General features: G+C 69.9%; 14 protein-coding genes. 11 read left to right on the top strand and 3 right to left on the bottom strand.

Annotation, left to right across the window (positions count from 1 at the left end; genetic code table 11):
* The first annotated feature begins 129 nt into the window (after positions 1-129).
* From OG494_RS38400 to OG494_RS38390, 3 genes are all read left to right on the top strand, one after another.
* Positions 130-1266: a glycerophosphodiester phosphodiesterase gene (locus tag OG494_RS38400; RefSeq protein WP_328447197.1), complete on the top strand. Its 1137-nt coding sequence runs from the start codon at positions 130-132 to the stop codon at positions 1264-1266.
* A gap of 40 nt (positions 1267-1306) precedes the next feature.
* A complete protein-coding gene (locus OG494_RS38395; protein WP_328447195.1) occupies positions 1307-2230 on the top strand; it encodes a serine hydrolase domain-containing protein in 924 nt (307 codons plus the stop codon).
* 71 nt (positions 2231-2301) lie between these two features.
* On the top strand, positions 2302-3852 hold the full coding sequence (locus OG494_RS38390) for an amino acid permease (RefSeq protein ID WP_328447193.1): 1551 nt from the start codon (positions 2302-2304) through the stop codon (positions 3850-3852).
* 75 nt (positions 3853-3927) lie between these two features.
* Here the strand turns inward: OG494_RS38390 and OG494_RS38385 are convergent, their stop codons facing one another.
* Complete coding sequence (locus OG494_RS38385; RefSeq protein ID WP_328447192.1) at positions 3928-5160, bottom strand: MFS transporter; 1233 nt, start codon at positions 5158-5160, stop codon at positions 3928-3930.
* Between the two features lie 149 nt (positions 5161-5309).
* Between OG494_RS38385 and OG494_RS38380 the strand changes: the two genes are divergently transcribed.
* Complete coding sequence (locus tag OG494_RS38380) at positions 5310-6944, top strand: Na+/H+ antiporter (RefSeq protein ID WP_328447190.1); 1635 nt, start codon at positions 5310-5312, stop codon at positions 6942-6944.
* Here the strand turns inward: OG494_RS38380 and OG494_RS38375 are convergent.
* Positions 6925-7827, bottom strand: a complete 903-nt coding sequence (locus OG494_RS38375; RefSeq protein WP_328447189.1) for a TIGR03564 family F420-dependent LLM class oxidoreductase — start codon at positions 7825-7827, stop codon at positions 6925-6927. The two genes, OG494_RS38380 and OG494_RS38375, sit on opposite strands and share 20 nt — an antisense overlap.
* A gap of 369 nt (positions 7828-8196) precedes the next feature.
* Between OG494_RS38375 and OG494_RS38370 the strand changes: the two genes are divergently transcribed.
* Positions 8197-8694 carry an OsmC family protein gene (locus tag OG494_RS38370; RefSeq protein ID WP_328447187.1) on the top strand — a complete coding sequence of 166 codons (498 nt, stop codon included), beginning with the start codon at positions 8197-8199 and terminating at the stop codon, positions 8692-8694.
* Here the strand turns inward: OG494_RS38370 and OG494_RS38365 are convergent.
* Positions 8691-9977 (bottom strand): adenylosuccinate synthase, encoded by a 1287-nt coding sequence (locus tag OG494_RS38365; RefSeq protein ID WP_328447185.1) that lies wholly within the window; start codon positions 9975-9977, stop codon positions 8691-8693. The two genes, OG494_RS38370 and OG494_RS38365, sit on opposite strands and share 4 nt — an antisense overlap.
* A gap of 77 nt (positions 9978-10054) precedes the next feature.
* On the opposite strand from OG494_RS38365, the gene OG494_RS38360 reads away from it, so the two are divergent.
* The 6 genes from OG494_RS38360 (at position 10055) to OG494_RS38335 (ending at position 16636) form a co-directional block, all read left to right on the top strand.
* Positions 10055-10735: a hypothetical protein gene (locus tag OG494_RS38360; protein WP_442874334.1), complete on the top strand. Its 681-nt coding sequence runs from the start codon at positions 10055-10057 to the stop codon at positions 10733-10735.
* A gap of 140 nt (positions 10736-10875) precedes the next feature.
* Positions 10876-11514 carry an HNH endonuclease family protein gene (locus tag OG494_RS38355; RefSeq protein WP_328447183.1) on the top strand — a complete coding sequence of 213 codons (639 nt, stop codon included), beginning with the start codon at positions 10876-10878 and terminating at the stop codon, positions 11512-11514.
* A gap of 185 nt (positions 11515-11699) precedes the next feature.
* Complete coding sequence (locus OG494_RS38350) at positions 11700-13307, top strand: ABC transporter substrate-binding protein (protein WP_328447182.1); 1608 nt, start codon at positions 11700-11702, stop codon at positions 13305-13307.
* Complete coding sequence (locus tag OG494_RS38345; protein ID WP_328459149.1) at positions 13304-14260, top strand: ABC transporter permease; 957 nt, start codon at positions 13304-13306, stop codon at positions 14258-14260. Before OG494_RS38350 ends, OG494_RS38345 begins: the two co-directional genes overlap by 4 nt.
* Entirely contained in the window at positions 14253-15086 is an 834-nt protein-coding gene (locus tag OG494_RS38340) for an ABC transporter permease (protein WP_328447180.1), read from the top strand. Before OG494_RS38345 ends, OG494_RS38340 begins: the two co-directional genes overlap by 8 nt.
* Positions 15083-16636, top strand: coding sequence for an ABC transporter ATP-binding protein (locus tag OG494_RS38335; RefSeq protein WP_328447178.1), 1554 nt, complete (start codon positions 15083-15085; stop codon positions 16634-16636). Before OG494_RS38340 ends, OG494_RS38335 begins: the two co-directional genes overlap by 4 nt.
* The last annotated feature ends 18 nt before the right edge of the window (positions 16637-16654 follow it).

Raw genomic sequence — 16654 nt, 5'->3', positions numbered from 1 at the left:
CCGCCGTCCCCGGGGCGGGTGTCCACGTGTCGTTTACCGCGCTGACCGCCCAGGTACGACCTTCGGACGCTTGCGGCATCAAGGGTGACGCGGGTAGTCAGGGCACACCCTGTGAAAAGAGGTCACCAGATGAAGCGCAAACGTGTCGGCGTCCTGGCACTCGCCGGACTGGCGTTGCTGAGCGTCACCGGATTCGCGATCGGGTCGGCGAACGCGGCCGAGACCGGGTCCGCCGATGCGGCCGCGCACGGGCGGGGTCACGATGATCCCGTGATCATCGGACACCGCGGCGCGCCCGGGTACCGGCCGGAGCACACGCTCGCCTCGTACGAGCTCGCCTACCGCCTCGGCGTCGACTGGGTCGATGTCGACCTCGTGCCCACGAAGGACGGCCAGCTGGTCGCCCGGCACGAGCCGGAGATCGGCGGCACCACCGACGTCGCGCGGCACCCGGAGTTCGCGTCCCGCAAGAAGACCCTGGTGATCGACGGCGTCTCGACGACCGGCTGGTTCACCCAGGACTTCACGCTGGCCGAGCTGAAGACGCTGCGCGCGGTCGAGCGGATCCCGGTCAACCGGCCGCACAACACGCTGTACAACGGGCGCTATCAGATCGCCTCCTTCCAGGAGGTGCTCGACCTGACCAAGCGGCTCGGCAAGCAGCTGCACCGGACGCTCGGCACCTACCCCGAGGTCAAGCACTCGACGTTCTTCCAGTCGATCGGCAACCCGATCGAGCCGAAGCTGGTCTCGGCCCTGAAGCGCAACGGCCTCGACCGGCCGGACGCGCCGGCGATCATCCAGTCCTTCGAGGTGTCGAACCTGATCGCGCTGCACAAGCAGGTCCGGACGCCGCTGCTGCAGCTGACGTCGGCGACCGGCGCCCCGGCGGACTTCGTCGCGAGCGGTGACAAGCGGACGTACGCGGACATCGTCTCGGCGTCCGGGCTGAAGGACGTCGCGAAGTACGCGAAGTACCTCGGGCCGGACAAGAGCCAGATCATCCCGCTGGACGCCGCCGGGAACCTGACGAAGCCGTCCGCGATCGTCGCCGACGCGCACAAGGCCGGCCTGAAGGTGCAGCCGTACACGTTCCGGAACGAGAACCCGTTCCTGCCGGCCAACCTGCGGTCCTCGGCCGAGCCGGACGCCTACGGTGACGTGTTCACCGAGGAGGCGGCGTTCCTCCAGGCGGGCGTCGACGGCTTCTTCGCCGACCAGGCCGACACGGCGCTCGAGTCGCTGCACGCGTTCCTGGGCCGGTAATCCCTTTGCCGTGAGGGGCACCTTCAGGGACTCTTCGTCCATGAAGGTGCCCCTCACGGCGTTCTCCGGCGTGGTGCTGGTGAGCCGCGGCGACGAGACGCTGGTGTCCGAGGCGCGCGGGTTCGCGCACCGCGGCTACGGCGTCGAGAACACCGCCGACACGCGGTTCGCGATCGCCAGCGGCACCAAGGGGTTCACCGCGCTGGTCGTCGTCGGGCTGATCGCCGAGGGACGGCTTTCGCTGGAGACGACGGCCCGCTCGATCCTGGGCGCCGACCTGCCGTTGATCGACGACGCCGTGACGGTCGAGCACCTGCTGACGCACACCTCCGGCATCGGCGACTACTGCGACGAAGAGGCGGATCCACCGCCGACTCCGCTGCTCGCCACCTCCGCCGACTACCTGGGCGCGCTCGACGGCTTTCCGCAGAGATCCGTGCCCGGCACGGAGTTCCGGTACAGCAACGGCGCGTTCGCCGTCCTCGGCCTGCTCGCCGAACGGGTCGCGGGCCGGCCGTTCCCCGACCTCGTGCACGAGCGCGTCTGCGCGCCCGCCGGGATGACCGACACGGCGTTCCTCCGGTCGGACGCGCTGCCCGGCCGGACCGCCACCGGCTACCTGGAAGACGGCCGCACCAACGTGTTCAGCCTGCCGGTCGCGGGCTTCGGCGACGGCGGGATCTACAGCACCGCACCGGACATCCGGAAGTTCTGGCCCGCGTTCCTCGGCGGCCGGATCGTGGCGCGCGAGTGGGTGACCCGGATGCTGCGCCCGCACACGGACCGGTACGGCCTCGGCTTCTGGCTGCCGTGGCCCGGCGCCGTGCGGCTGGAAGGCGGCGACCACGGCGTCTCGTTCCGGAGCACGCACGCGAACGGCGTCACCGCGACGCTCATCTCGAACCACCACCGGGGCGGCGGACCGCTGCTCCGGCAGCTGGACGAGTTCTTGACGAAGCCTTGACACCCCTCGCCCACCAGGGCTAACTTCGGCGAATTCAATGGTCTGGCCGCATACCTTTCAAGAGGTGCCCGATGGATGTCTCCGACCAGCAGACCACTCCCGACCACGATCCCGCCCAAGACGACGACTCCGCGCGCTTGCACCAGCTCGGCTACGCGCAGGAGCTCAAGCGGACGATGTCGGGGTTCTCGAACTTCGCCGTCTCGTTCACCATCATCTCCATCCTGTCCGGCTGCCTGACGCTCTACGGCTTCGGCATGAAGACCGGCGGGCCGGCCGCGATGATCTGGGGCTGGCCGCTCGTCGGGATCTTCGTCATCCTGGTCGGCCTCGGCATGGCCGAGGTCTGCTCCAGCTACCCGACCGCAGGTGGGCTGTACTACTGGGCGGCGCGGCTGGCGCGGAAGAACGGCCCCGCGTGGTCGTGGTTCACCGGCTGGTTCAACCTCGTCGGGCAGATCGCCGTCACCGCGGGCATCGACTTCGGCGCGGCGCTGTTCCTCAACGCGTTCCTCGACCTGCAGTGGGGCTTCTCGGCGACGCCGGGGCACACGATCCTGCTGCTCGCGATCATCCTCGTGGTGCACGGCCTGCTGAACACCTTCGGCGTCCGGATCGTGGCGATCCTCAACAACGTCAGCGTGTGGTGGCACCTCATCGGCGTGCTGGTGATCGTCGGCGTGCTGATCATCGTGCCGGCCAAGCACCAGGACGCGTCGTTCGTCTTCGGCAGCTTCGTGAACCAGACGGGCTGGGGCTCGGCGTTCTACGTCTTCGCGATCGGGTTGCTGGTCGCGCAGTACACGCTGACCGGTTACGACGCGTCGGCGCACATGACCGAGGAGACCAAGAGCGCGGCGACGGCCGGGCCGCGCGGCATCGTGATGTCGATCGTCGTTTCGCTCGTCGCGGGCTGGATCCTGCTGATCGGCCTGACGTTCGCGATCCAGGACTACGCCGGCGAGGTCGGCTCGGCCACCGGCGTCCCGCCCGCGCAGATCTTCATCGACGCGACCGGCGCGGTCACCGGCAAGTTCCTGCTGCTGATCTGCATCGGCGCGCAGCTGTTCTGCGGCATGGCGTCGGTGACCGCGAACTCGCGGATGATCTACGCGTTCGCCCGCGACGGCGCGATCCCGGGGTCGAAGTTCTGGCACAAGATCAACAAGCGGACGCAGACGCCGACCAACGCCGTCTGGCTCGGCGCGGGCGGCGCGCTCATCCTGGCGCTGCCCTACCTGTGGAGCTACACCGCCTACAGCGCGGTCACGTCCATCGCCGTCGTCGGCCTGTACGTCGCCTACGTGATCCCGGTGTTCCTGCGGGTCCGGCAGGGTGACGACTTCGAGCGCGGGCCGTGGCACCTCGGCCGCTGGGGCAAGCCGGTCGGCATCATCGCGACGGTCTGGGTCGTGCTGATCTTCGTGCTGTTCATGCTGCCGCAGGCGTCCCCGGTGACGGTGGACTCGTTCAACTACACACCGATCGCGTTCCTGGTGGTGCTCGGCGGCGCGGGTCTGTGGTGGGTGCTCTCGGCCCGGAAGTGGTTCAAGGGCCCCAAGGTCCAGGGCTCCGAAGCCGAACTCGCCGCCGTGGAACAGGAACTCAAGGAACTCGGCTGACGCTCGGTGCAAGTTGTCGTGAGTGTTTAGGGCGGTTAGAACCGCCCTAAACACTCACGACAAGCCGCGGCAGACTCAGGAAGCCCGGGCTTCCCGCGCCGGGGCGGGTTCTTCGGCCCGGACCTCGTGGCCCGGGCGGACCACCGTGACCGCCACCGCGCCCAGGGCGCCGACCGCGGCGAAGGCGTAGAAGCCCCACGGGTACGCGATTCCGGCCGTCAGCAGCGCGCCGCCCAGCAGCGGGCCGGAGATCGCGCCGATCCGACCGATGCCGGCGGACCAGCCGAGGCCGGTCGCGCGGATCGCGTCCGGGTAGATGCGGCCGATGTAGGCGTACACCAGCACCTGGGCGCTGAAGACGAAGCAGCCGGTCAGGAACACCGCGGCGTACAGCCCGACTGCCGGCAGCCGCACGCTCAGCAGCGCCAGGAACACGGCACCCGCGATGAACCAGACGCGCGCGGACGGCCGGATGCCGACGCGGTCGGCGACCCGGCCCGCGACGAGCAGGCCCACGATGCCGCCGACGTTCAGCGTCAGCAGCAGGCTGAGCGCGGCGCCGAGCGGGTAACCGGCCTGGCGCATGATCTCCGGCAGCCACGTGTTCAAGCCGTAGACCAGCAGCAGGCCCATGAACGACGTCACCCAGAACGCGATGGTGGCGCGCAGCAGCCCGCCGCGGAACAGGCCGGCGACGGCGTGCCCGGCCGACCGCTCGGTCTCGCGGACCCGCTGGAACGACTCGGACTCCGGCAGGAACTTCAGCATCAGCGGGATCAGCACCACCGCGGGCAGGGCGCCGGCGACGAACATCGCACGCCAGCCCAGCGGTGAGATCAGCACGATCGCCAGCAACGCGGTCAGCACCGCGCCGACGTGGTAGCCGGTCATCACCGTGGTCGTCGCGCTGCCGGCCTTGCCGCGGCGCGCGTACTCCGTGACCAGCGTGATCGCCGTCGGCAGGCAGCCGCCGAGGCCGAGCCCGGCGACGAAGCGCAGCAGGCCGAAGATGAACGTCGAGGGCGCGAACGCGCACAAGAGCGTGCACAGCGAGAACAACGCGACCGAGATGATCAGGGACTTCCGGCGGCCGATGACGTCGGTGATCGTGCCGATCGCCAGCCCGCCCAGCATCATCCCGGCGAGGCCGACCGTCGAGACGATCGACGCCGTGGCGGGTGTCAGGCCCCAGACGTGGTCACGCAGGAGCACGGGCAGCACGGAGCCGAGCACGACGAGGTCGAACCCGTCGAGCAGAACGGCGGTCCAGGCCAGGGGCACGACCCAGGAACGGGTGCCAGGGGACATGGGGAACCTCCGGATGTGCGTCGGTGCACGTCATCCGCACAAGTGTGCGTAGTGCGCACAAGTATGCACATCCGGTTTGCCGTAATCCAGGTCGCTTCCATTCACCGGAAGGCAAGCGCAAGCCGTCTACCTGCGCGAAGATCACGCGCGTGGAGATCCTGGTGCTCATGGGCGTGCTCGCCGGTTCGCTGGCGCTGACGGCGATCGCGCGGCGCTACAACCTGTCCGCGCCGCTGCTGGTCGTGGTGGTCGCCCTCGGGGTGGCGCTGATCCCCGGCGTGCCACGGCTGGAGCTGGAGCCGGAGCTCGTCCTCACCGTCGTGCTGCCGCCGTTGCTCTACTCGACGTCACTCGAAAGCTCGTTGACGCACTTCAAGCGCAACCTGCGGCCGATCGTCGCGCTGGGCGTGGTGCTGGTGGCCGTCACGGCGGTGGTCGTCGCGCTGGTCGTGCACCTGCTGCTGCCGGACGTGCCGTTCGCCTCGGCGCTGGTCTTGGGCGCGGTCGTGGCGCCGCCGGACGCCGTGACGGCGGTGGCGATCGGCCGCAAGCTCGGGCTGCCGCGGCGCGTGATGACCGTGCTGACCGGCGAAAGCCTGGTCAACGACGCCGCCGCGCTGACGCTCTACAAGGTCGCGCTGGCCGCCGTCGCCGGCACCGCGGGCTCGGCCGGGCACGGCGTCGCGGTGTTCGGCGTCGCGACCGTGCTGGGCATCGGGGTCGGCCTGGCGATCGGCGCGCTCGTCGTCGGGATCCGGCGGCTGCTCGACGACCCGCTGCTGGAGTCGGCGTTCGGGATCATCGTGCCCTTCGGCGCGTACGTCACCGCCGAACACCTGCACCCGTTCGGCGAGGAGTTCAGCGGCTCCGGCGTGCTCGCCGTCGTCGCCGCGGGCCTCTACCTCGGCCATCGCTCGCTCTACGCGTCACCGGCGACGCGCATGCAGGACAGATCCGTCTGGGCGTCGATCGACGTCCTGCTGGAGGCGCTGGTGTTCGCGCTGATGGGCCTGCAATTGCCGTTCGTGCTCGACGACGCGGCGCACGCGGCCCGCGACAACGGCACCCTCGCGCTGGTGGCGCTGGCCGTGCTCGCGGTGACGATGCTGGTGCGGATCCCGGCGGTGGCCCTCTTCGCGTACCTGCCGAAAACGTTGCGGCTGTTCGGCCAGGTCCGCCGGGCGCCCGACTGGCAGACCATCGCGGTGATCTCGTGGACCGGCATGCGCGGCGTCGTCACGCTCGCGGCGGCCGCCGGTGTCCCGGCCGGCACACCGGGGCGTGAGGAGATCCAGCTGTTCGCGTTCGCGGTGGCGATCGGCACGGTGCTCATCCAGGGCCTCACGCTGCCGCCGCTGATCCGGGTGCTGAAGGTGCAGGACCCTTCGGAGACCTCGCGGGACGAGGCGGAGGAACTCGCGGCCCGCGAGGTCGCGCAGAAGGCGGCGCACGCGCGGCTGCGCGAGATCAGCCGCGACCGGCTCGCCCAGCTGGACCTGCCGCCGGAGAAGGTCCAGCGCCTGAAGGAGCGCCTCGAACGGCTCGTCGACACGCGCTACCGGTTCGCCAAGGCGGCGATCACGCTGTCCGGCGAGGACCGCACCGGCAGCCCGCAGGCGCAGTTCGCGAAGGCCCGGCGCGAGCTGCTGATCACCCAGCGCAAGGCGATGATCGAGGAGAACCGCGCGGGCCGGCTCGACGACGAGATCCTCGGGAAGATGCTGCGTGAGCTGGACCTGGAGGAGCTGTCGGTGTCGACGACGCTCACGAACCGATTGAGCTGATCACCTCCCAGGTCCGTCGCCGCTCTTCGGACGAGCGGAGGCCGGTCTGCGACACGAGGACGTCGGTCGCGCCGGCGTCGTAGTAGCGCTGAAGCCCGGCCAGGACGGTCTTCTCGTCGCCGATGATCGCCAGGTCCGCCGGATGATCGACGCCTTCCGCGGCCAGGATCCGTTGATACGATGGGATCTGCGCGTAGAAACCCATCTGTTCGACGGCGAGGGCGCGCACGGCATCGGGCTCGTTCGTGACGATCGCGGGCACGGCGGCGAGGATCCGCTTGCCCGCGGGCAGGTGAGGCACGATCTGTTCGGCGAGCGCCCGCGGCCCGGCGAGGAACGGCAGCGTCCCGTCGGCCAGCTCACCGGTGACGCGCAGCGCCTGCGGCCCCATCGCGGCCACGATGATCGGCACGTCACCGCCCACAGTGGACAGTCCGGGCGCGTGGGCCTGGACGGTCTCGCCGTCGAAGTCGACCTCCTCGCCGGTGAAGACCTTCTTGAGCACGGTCAGGTACTCGCGCAGGTGCTTGATGGGCGGCGGGTACTCGACGCCGTAGACGGGCCCGAGAAAGCCCTTCGAGCCGAGCCCGACCCCGAGGGTGAACCGCCCACCGGTGGCGGCGTGCGCGGTTTGCGCCGCGTTCGCGACCACCAGCGGATGCCGCGGGTAGATGGGCACCACGGAGGTGCCGACCTCGAGCCCGGGATTCTCCCGCCCCGCGAGCGCGGCGACGGTGATGGCGTCCTGGCTGAGCGGAAGCTGCGAAAACCAGACGGACTTGAGCCCGGCATCGGCGGCTTGCCGCACCTGTTGCAGGAGTTCGTCGACGAGGTTGGGCGCGGAGGCGGTATCGCCTGAGGGAAGCGTGACTCCGATGGTCATGCGTTCCAAGTTAGCGAGCGCTGCCACCGGTTTCCGGCTTCTCAGCGCTTGAGAAGCGGACTTATCCACAATGGGTTCGGTTGTCCACAGATTTCGTCCGGCCCCGTTTTCGCGCCGGGGGTGCCGATACGCTGGAGACGGGACCGGCCCCCCAAGGGAAGGGCGGGGTGGGCCTCGGCGGCGGGATGGCCGTGCAAGCCCGGCTCACGCCAGAAGGCGGACCACCGCGCCATGATCCCCGCATCGGCCGGTCAGGCAAGCGCTTCCGCATCCCGGGAACCGCCGCTCCCAGCGCGTGGGAACTCGCGCGAGCCGCGCCAGAATCCCCCACCCTGGGCGAGATCCCGATCACGATCTTCAGGAGATCCCATGTCGCTGACCGATGTCATCGACGGCACTCGCAAGGCCGTCGACGCCGACCCGCACAACGCCGCTGCTTCCTTCAGCGTGGACCACACCCTGAAGCCCGGCACCAAGACCGAAGTCGCCGTGAAGGTGCGGGGGCACGAGTTCACCGTCGACGAGCCTCCGGCGCTCGGCGGGACCGACCAGGCCGCGAACCCCGTCGAGTTCGCGCTCGCCGCGCTCGGGTCGTGCCAGGTGATCACGTACCAGTTCTGGGCGGCGAAGCGCGGGATCCCGATCGACTCGATCAAGGTCACCGTCGACGGTGACCTCGACCTCCACGGCTTTTTCGGCTTCTCGCTCAACACCCGCCCCGGTTTCGGGGACGTCCGGGTGTCCGTCGAGCTGGACGGGCCGGCGAGCCGGGAGCGCTACGAAGACCTCAAGCGCGAGGTCGACGAGCACTGCCCGGTGCTCGACCTGTTCCGCAACGAGACGCCGGTCAGCACGAAGCTGACCTAAACGAACTGGTGCCGCACGATCGTCTGGTCGCGGCCCGGGCCGACGCCGATCGCCGAGATCCGGGCGCCCGACAGCTCTTCCAGGCGCTCGACGTACGCGCGGGCGTTCGCCGGGAGCTCCTCGAACGTGCGGCAGCCCGAGATGTCCTCGAACCAGCCCGGGTGCTCTTCGTAGATGGGGATCGCGTGGTGCACGTCGGTCTGCGTCATCGGCATGTCCTGCGTGCGGAAGCCGTCGACCTCGTACCCCACGCACACCGGCACCTTCTCCAGCCCGGACAGCACGTCCAGCTTGGTGAGGAAGTAGTCGGTGATGCCGTTGACGCGGACCGCGTAGCGCGCGATCACCGCGTCGAACCAGCCGGTGCGCCGCGAGCGGCCGGTCGTGACGCCGAACTCGCCGCCCTGCTTGCGCAGGTACTCGCCGGACTCGTCGTTCAGCTCGGTCGGGAACGGGCCGGAGCCGACGCGCGTGGTGTAGGCCTTGAGGATGCCGAGCACCGTGCCGATCCGGCCCGGGCCGATGCCCGAACCGGCGCTCGCGCCACCGGACGTCGGGTTCGACGACGTCACGAACGGGTAGGTGCCGTGGTCGACGTCGAGCAGCGTGCCCTGTGAGCCTTCGAGCAGCACCGTCTCGCCGCGCTCGAGGGCCTGGTTGAGCTGCAGCCGCGTGTCGGCGATGCGGTGCGCGAACTTCTCGCCGGCCGCGAGCACCTCGTCGGCGACCTGGTTCGCCTCCAGCGCCTTGCGGTTGTAGACCTTCACCAGCACCTGGTTCTTGAACTCCAGCGCGGCTTCGACCTTCTGCCGGAAGATCTTCTCGTCGAGCAGGTCCTGCACGCGGACGCCGACGCGGGCGATCTTGTCCTGGTAGCACGGGCCGATGCCGCGGCCGGTGGTGCCGATCTTGCGGCTGCCCAGGTAGCGCTCGGTGACTTTGTCGATGGCCACGTGGTACGGCATGATCAAGTGCGCGTCCGCGGAGATCAGCAGCTTGGACGTGTCGACGTCCCGCGCTTCCAGTCCGGACAGCTCGTCCAGCAGCACACCCGGATCGACGACCACGCCGTTGCCGATGACGTTGGTCACGCCGGGGGTGAGGATGCCGGAGGGGATGAGGTGCAGGGCGAAGTTCTCGCCGTTCGGCAGGACGACCGTGTGACCGGCGTTGTTGCCACCCTGGTAGCGGACGACCCATTGGACGCGGTCACCCATCAGGTCGGTGGCCTTGCCCTTGCCTTCGTCTCCCCATTGGGCACCGATGAGCACGATGGCCGGCATGTGACACTCCAAGGTGTTCGACGACGTGAGGTTTAGTGTCCGGGACGGACACCGGTGGCGCTGGTAAATGCCGGTGCATGACTGTAACGGAGGACCCGCGGGTGCGCGGAATAGTGGTGGCCTGTGGCGACGGCGCGGCGGGGTTCGAGGAAGTCGACGACGTCGAATCGATCCGCGTGCCGAGCCGTCCCGGCAAGGCGGAAATCGACCCCTTGCTGGGCGAACACGATCACCTCGTCGTGTCGGGCACGGACGCCGATCTCGCCGCGGTCGTGCTGCGGCTGCTGCGGAAGGACGCGATCTCCGGCGTGTCGGTCGGGTTCGTGCCGTCGTCGCCGGACTCGTCGGTCGCCGCGCTCTGGGGACTGCCGAAGACGCCGCTGCAGGCGCTCGCCCTGGCGTTGCGCGGCGAGGTCGACCCGGTGCCGCTGATCCGCGACGACGTCGGTGGTGTGCTCGTCGGGCGCGGGCTGCTGCGGCTCGTCCGCGGGGTGGCCTACTGCGACGAGCAGGTCGCGCTGCGCGGGCCGGCCGCGTCGATCGAGGTGACACCGGATCCGGGCGGGCCCGGGCTGGCCGTCCGGGTCGTGAAGGGGACCGTCTTCAAGCGGCCGACGACGCTCTACTCGCGCGCGTTCCAGATCGGCTGCATCCCCACGCGGCCGGTGAGCGACGACGTGGTCTTCGACCGTGCGGTGAACAAGTGGACCTGGTATCGGCACACGGAGGATCTGCGACTCGTTCGTGGCGCCGCCTGACCTGCACTGTTCACTCTGAAGTGCAGATCTGCACACTCAGCGTTCGCGAACGGCCAGCAACATGTCACCTATACGTGTTGCACTCGCCACTCAGGTGTATCAGGGTGAGCTGTCCCCACACCTGACATGGAGGCAGCAATATGCCAACCAGGCGTGCTGTTCGTCATTCCTTGGCCGTCCTCGCCGCTACCGCGGTGTTCTCCGGAACGCTGGCCGGCGTCGCCGACGCCACCCCGCCGGGCATCCCGTCCGCCGCGACGGCGAAGTCCGAGCTGGCTTCGCTGAGCGTCAAGGCTGACGGGTCCCAGACCGGCTACAGCCGCGACAAGTTCCCGCACTGGATCGACCAGGGAAACAGCTGCGACACGCGCGAAGTCGTGCTGAAGCGCGACGGCACGAACGTCGTCACCGGGTCGAACTGCGCCGCCACCTCCGGCAGCTGGTTCAGCCCGTACGACGGCGAGACCTGGACGGCGGCGTCCGATGTGGACATCGACCACGTGGTGCCGCTGGCCGCCGCGTGGCGCACCGGGGCGTCGTCCTGGACGACGGCCCAGCGCCAGGCGTACGCGAACGACCTGACCGACCCGCAGCTCATCGCCGTGACGGACAACGTCAACCAGTCGAAGGGCGACAAGTCGCCCGACCAGTGGAAGCCGCCGCTCACGAGCTACTGGTGCACCTACGCGAAGATGTGGGTCGCGGTGAAGACCAAGTTCAAGCTCACCGTCAACACCGCCGAGAAGAGCGCGCTGACGGACATGCTCGGCCGCTGCTGACCTCCGGTTCGCCATGAGGGGCACCCTCAGGGACTCCAGGTCCCTGAGGGTGCCCCTCATGGCGTGTCAAGGGGGAATCCCTGCGGTGCCAGGGAATGGGACCCCGGTTCGCTCTGTGGGACGGCCTCAAGGGCGGAACTAGCGTCGCGCTTGAAGACGCAACCACTCCCCGCTGGAGGCCGTCGGTGTCCCCGCTTTCCCGTGCCCGCAACGCCGCGGCCCTGCTCACCCTGCCCATCCTCCTGACCGCCTGCGCCGCCGCCGGCACCGAACAAGCCGCTTCCGGGCCGCCCAAGGCCGGCGGCACGCTCCGTCTCGGCATCTCGTCCGCGCCCGACTGCATAGACCCGCAGCAGACCGCCACGAACGCGTCGATCAACGTCGCGCGCCAGCTGGTCGACTCGCTGACCGACCAGGACCCGAAGACCGGCGAGATCAAGCCGTGGCTGGCCGAGAAGTGGGAGAGCAACGCCGATTCGACGGCGTTCACCTTCCACCTGCGGGCCGGCGCGACGTTCTCCGACGGCACTCCGGTCGACGCCACCGCGATCAAGACCAGCTTCGACGGCATCAAGGCCCTCGGCACGAAGGCCCAGCTCGGCTTCGGCTACCTCGCGGCCTACAAGAGCACGACCGTCGTCGACCCGCGGACCGCGCGCCTCGAGTTCTCCGCGCCCAGCGCCCAGTTCCTGCAGGCCAGCTCGACGGTGTCACTCGGCGTCCTGGCCCCCGCGGCCTTCAAGAAGACGCCGGAGCAGCGCTGCCAGGGCAACGGCCTGGTCGGCTCCGGGCCGTTCGTCTTCGAAAGCCTGAAGCAGAACCAGGAGATCGTGCTGGCCAAGCGCAAGGGCTACACCTGGGGCTCGTCGCTGTTCAAGCACCAGGGTGAGGCGTACCTCGACAAGATCGACTACAAGATCGTGCCGGAGCCCGGCGTCCGCACCGGCAGCCTCGCCTCCGGCCAGCTCGACGCGATCACCGACGTCCAGCCGGTCGACGAGCCGCAGTTCACGAGCAACGGCTTCACCGAGAACATCCGGCCGAACCCCGGCGTCGTGTTCAACCTGCACGCGAACACCACCCGCGGCGTGCTCACCGACGAAAAGGTGCGCCAGGCCGTGCTCAAGGGCGTCGACCGCACCGAGGTCGTGAACACCGTGCTGACGCCCAGCTACAAGCCGGCCACCAGCATCCTGGGCTCGGCGACGCCGTTGCACAGCGACTTGTCCGCGCAGCTCGCGTACGACCAGAAGGGCGCCGCAGCTTTGCTGGACGGCGACGGCTGGGTGCCCGGCGCCGACGGGATCCGCACGAAGAACGGGCAGCGGCTGAGCGCGGCCGTGGTGTTCTCGCCGGTGTTCAACCAGAACCGCAGCGTGCTGGAGCTGATCCAGCAGCAGCTGCGCAAGATCGGCTTCGACCTGAAGATCGAGCAGCACACCAACGCCGAGACCACGCAGATCCAGCTCGCCGGGAACTACGACTTCCTCTGGTACAACGTGACCCGCGCCGACCCGGACATCCTGCGCGGCCAGTTCTCCACGAAGGCCGGCAACCGCAGCCGGCTCACGCCGGGCAACCCGCTCGACGTCGCCCTCGACGCCCAGTCGTCCACTGTGGACAACGCCAAGCGCAAGCCGTCGGCCGACGAGGCCCAGAAACTGATCGTCGACCACGCCTACGCGGTGCCGGTGTTCGAGCTGACCCAGGTCGTCGCGCAGAGCGCGCAGGCGCACGCCGTCGACTTCGAAGCGTCGTCACGGCTGCAGCTGTTCGACGCGTGGCTGTCGTGAGGAACTACCTGCTCCGCCGGGTCGCGCAAGCGGTCTTCGTGCTGTGGGCGGCGTTCACGCTGTCGTTCCTGATCCTCTACCTGCTGCCGGGGGACGCCGTTTCGGCGAAGCTCGCCGGCGGGGAGGCCGGGTCGTCGACGACGCCGGAGCAGCTCGCCGCGGCCCGCGCGGAGTACGGTCTGGACTCGCCGCTGCCGGTGCAGTACCTGAAACGGCTGGTCTCGGCGCTGCACGGCGACTTCGGCCGCAGTGTCGCGACCGGTGACGACGCGACGCACATGGTCGTCACGGCGTTGCCGCCGACGCTCGCGGTGACGAGCCTGGCGCTGGTGTTCGCCGTGCTGTTCGGCGGCGGCTCGGCGTTCCTCGGCACGTTCACGCGGTTCCGCTGGTTGCGCCAGGCGCTGCTGTCCCTGCCGTCGCTGGCGATCTCGCTGCCGCCGTTCTGGGTCGGGCTGCTGCTGATCCAGTTCTTCTCGTTCCGGCTGCGGCTGTTGCCCGCGCTCGGCACGCAGGGGTTCGCGGCGCTGATCCTGCCCGCGATCACCCTCGCCCTGCCGACCGGCGCGATCATCGGCCAGGTGCTGGCGAAGAGCCTGGCCACGCAGCAGGAGCAGCCGTACGCGGAGATCGCCGCGGCCAAGGGCGCGAGCCGCTGGCGCGTCCACTTCGGACACCTGCTGCGCAACGCCGCCGTGCCGACGCTGACCGTCGCCGGCGTGGTGGCGGGCAACCTGGTCGCCGGTTCGGTGATCACCGAGACGGTGTTCTCGCGCGACGGCGTCGGCCGGGTCACCGCGGCCGCCGTCACCGCGCAGGACGTCCCGGTGGTGCAGGCGGTGATCGTGCTGGCCGCGCTGGTGTTCGTGGTGCTCAACCTGATCGTCGACCTGCTGTACCCGCTGCTCGATCCGCGGATCGCGCGTACCCCCGAGGCGGTGGCCCGTGGTTGACCTCGCGACCAAGCGGCACTTTCACGTGAAAGTGCCGTTCTCACCCGGGCTCGTGATCGCCGTCGTGGTGCTGGCGTTCGTGCTGCTCGCCGCGTTCGTGCCGGGGCTGCTGACCAGCTACGACCCGATCACCGGCGTCCCGGCCGAACGGCTGCAGGGGCCGTCCCTGAACCATTTCTTCGGCACCGACGAAACCGGCCGTGACGTCTATGCGCGGGTGATCCACGGCGCGTCGCTCTCGCTGCGCGCGACCGCGATCGCCGTGCTCACGGCGTTGATCGCCGGCTCGGCGCTGGGCCTGCTCGCCGGGTTCCGCGGCGGCTGGGCCGACACCGTGATCATGCGGATCGTCGACGTCTTCCTGGCCATCCCGCCGATCCTGCTGTCGCTGGCCCTGGTCACGGCGCTGGGCTTCGGCACGACGAACGTCGCGATCGCCGTCGGCATCGCGAACCTCGCGTCCTTCGCACGCGTCATGCGCGCGGAGGTGCTTCGCGTGCGAAGCGGCGTTTTCGTCGAAGCCGCGCGAGCCAGCGGCGTGCGCTGGTCGGGCGTGCTGCTGCGGCACGTCCTGCCGAACGCGGCGGGCCCGGTGCTCGCACTGGCGACGCTCACCCTCGGCACGGCCGTGCTCGAGGTGTCGGCGCTGAGCTTCCTCGGGTTCGGCGCGACCCCGCCGACGCCGGAGTGGGGCTCACTCGTCGCCGGCGGCCGCAGTTTCCTGGCCACGGCCTGGTGGATGACGACCTTCCCGGGACTGACGGTCGCGGCGGTGGTCCTCTCCGCGAACCGGCTGTCCCGCGCACTGGACGGAGGCGAGCGATGACCCTGCTGCGCATCGAAAACCTGGCCGTGTCGTACCGGAAGATCCCGGCGGTCCGTGACGTCGGCCTGGACGTCGCCGCGGGTGAGGTGGTCGCCGTCGTGGGGGAATCGGGCTCGGGCAAGTCGACCACGGCGCACGCGGCGATCGGCCTGCTGCCCCGCGGCGGCCGCGTCGACGGCGGCTCGATCACCTTCGACGGCCGGGACCTGCTTTCCCTGTCGGACAAGCAGTGGCGCGGGGTGCGCGGGCGCGAGATCGCGCTGGTGCCGCAGGACCCAGCGGTGTCGCTGAACCCGGTGCACCGGGTCGGCGACCAGGTCGCGGAGGTGCTGAAGATCCACGGGCTCGCGGACCGGCGCGGTGCCGCGCTGCAGGCCGTCGAACTGCTCGAACGCGCGGGCGTGCCCTCGCCGGAGCTGCGCGCGAAGCAGTACCCGCACCAGCTGTCGGGCGGGCTCCGGCAGCGCGTGCTGATCGCGTCCGCGCTGGCCGGGCGGCCGAAGCTGATCATCGCGGACGAGCCGACATCGGCGCTGGACGTCACCGTGCAGCGCCGGATCCTCGACCACCTGACGTCGCTGGCTCTCGAAATGGGCACGGCGATCCTGCTGATCACGCACGATCTGGGTGTCGCCGCCGATCGCGCGTCCCGGATCGTGGTGCTCTCGCAGGGCTCGGTCGTCGAAGAGGGCAAGACCGCCGAAATCGTCAGCGCGCCTTCGCAGCCGTACACGCAGCAGTTGCTCGCGGCGGCGCCGAGCATGACGAGCACGTTGCGTCCGGCGGCCCCGACCGCCGAGCCGCTGGTGTCGGTGCGCGACCTCGCGAAAACGTTCGACGGCGGCATCCGCGCGGTCGACGGGATCTCGTTCGACATCCCGCGCGGCCAGACGCTGGCGCTGGTCGGCGAGTCGGGCTCGGGCAAGTCGACGACCGCCCGCATGGTGCTCCGGCTGGAGACACCGTCGGCGGGTTCGGTGGAGTTCGACGGCCGGGACATCACCGCGTTGTCCGGCACCGAACTGCGAAGACTGCGGCGGCGGATGCAGATCGTCTACCAGAACCCGTATGCGTCGCTGAACCCGAAGTTCTCGATCGAGGACGTCGTCGCCGAGCCGCTGCGGGCGTTCGGGCTTCCGCGCGACCGGGTCCCGGAGTTGCTGGAACAGGTGGCGCTGCCGGCGTCGATCGCCCGCCGCAAGCCGGCGGAGCTGTCGGGCGGCCAGCGGCAACGGGTGGCGATCGCCCGCGCGCTGGCGCTGCGGCCGGACCTGGTGGTGTGCGACGAGCCGGTGTCGGCGCTGGACGTCTCGGTGCAGGCCCAGATCCTGCGGCTGCTGGCGGAGCTGCAGGCGGAGCTGGGGCTGTCGTACCTGTTCATCTCGCACGACCTGGCGGTGGTCCGGCAGCTGGCGGACCAGGTCGGCGTCCTGCGGGCGGGCGCGCTGGTGGAGCTGGGCCCGGCCGCGCAGGTGTTGCACGAGCCGAAGGCGGAGTACACGAAGGAACTACTGGCGGCGATCCCCGGGCGTTCGGTGCAGGAGGTCTGACGAGACTCGTCCCGTCGT

The organism is Amycolatopsis sp. NBC_00438 (assembly GCF_036026695.1).
GTDB lineage: Bacteria > Actinomycetota > Actinomycetes > Mycobacteriales > Pseudonocardiaceae > Amycolatopsis.
This window is presented reverse-complemented; position numbering and strand designations above follow the sequence as displayed.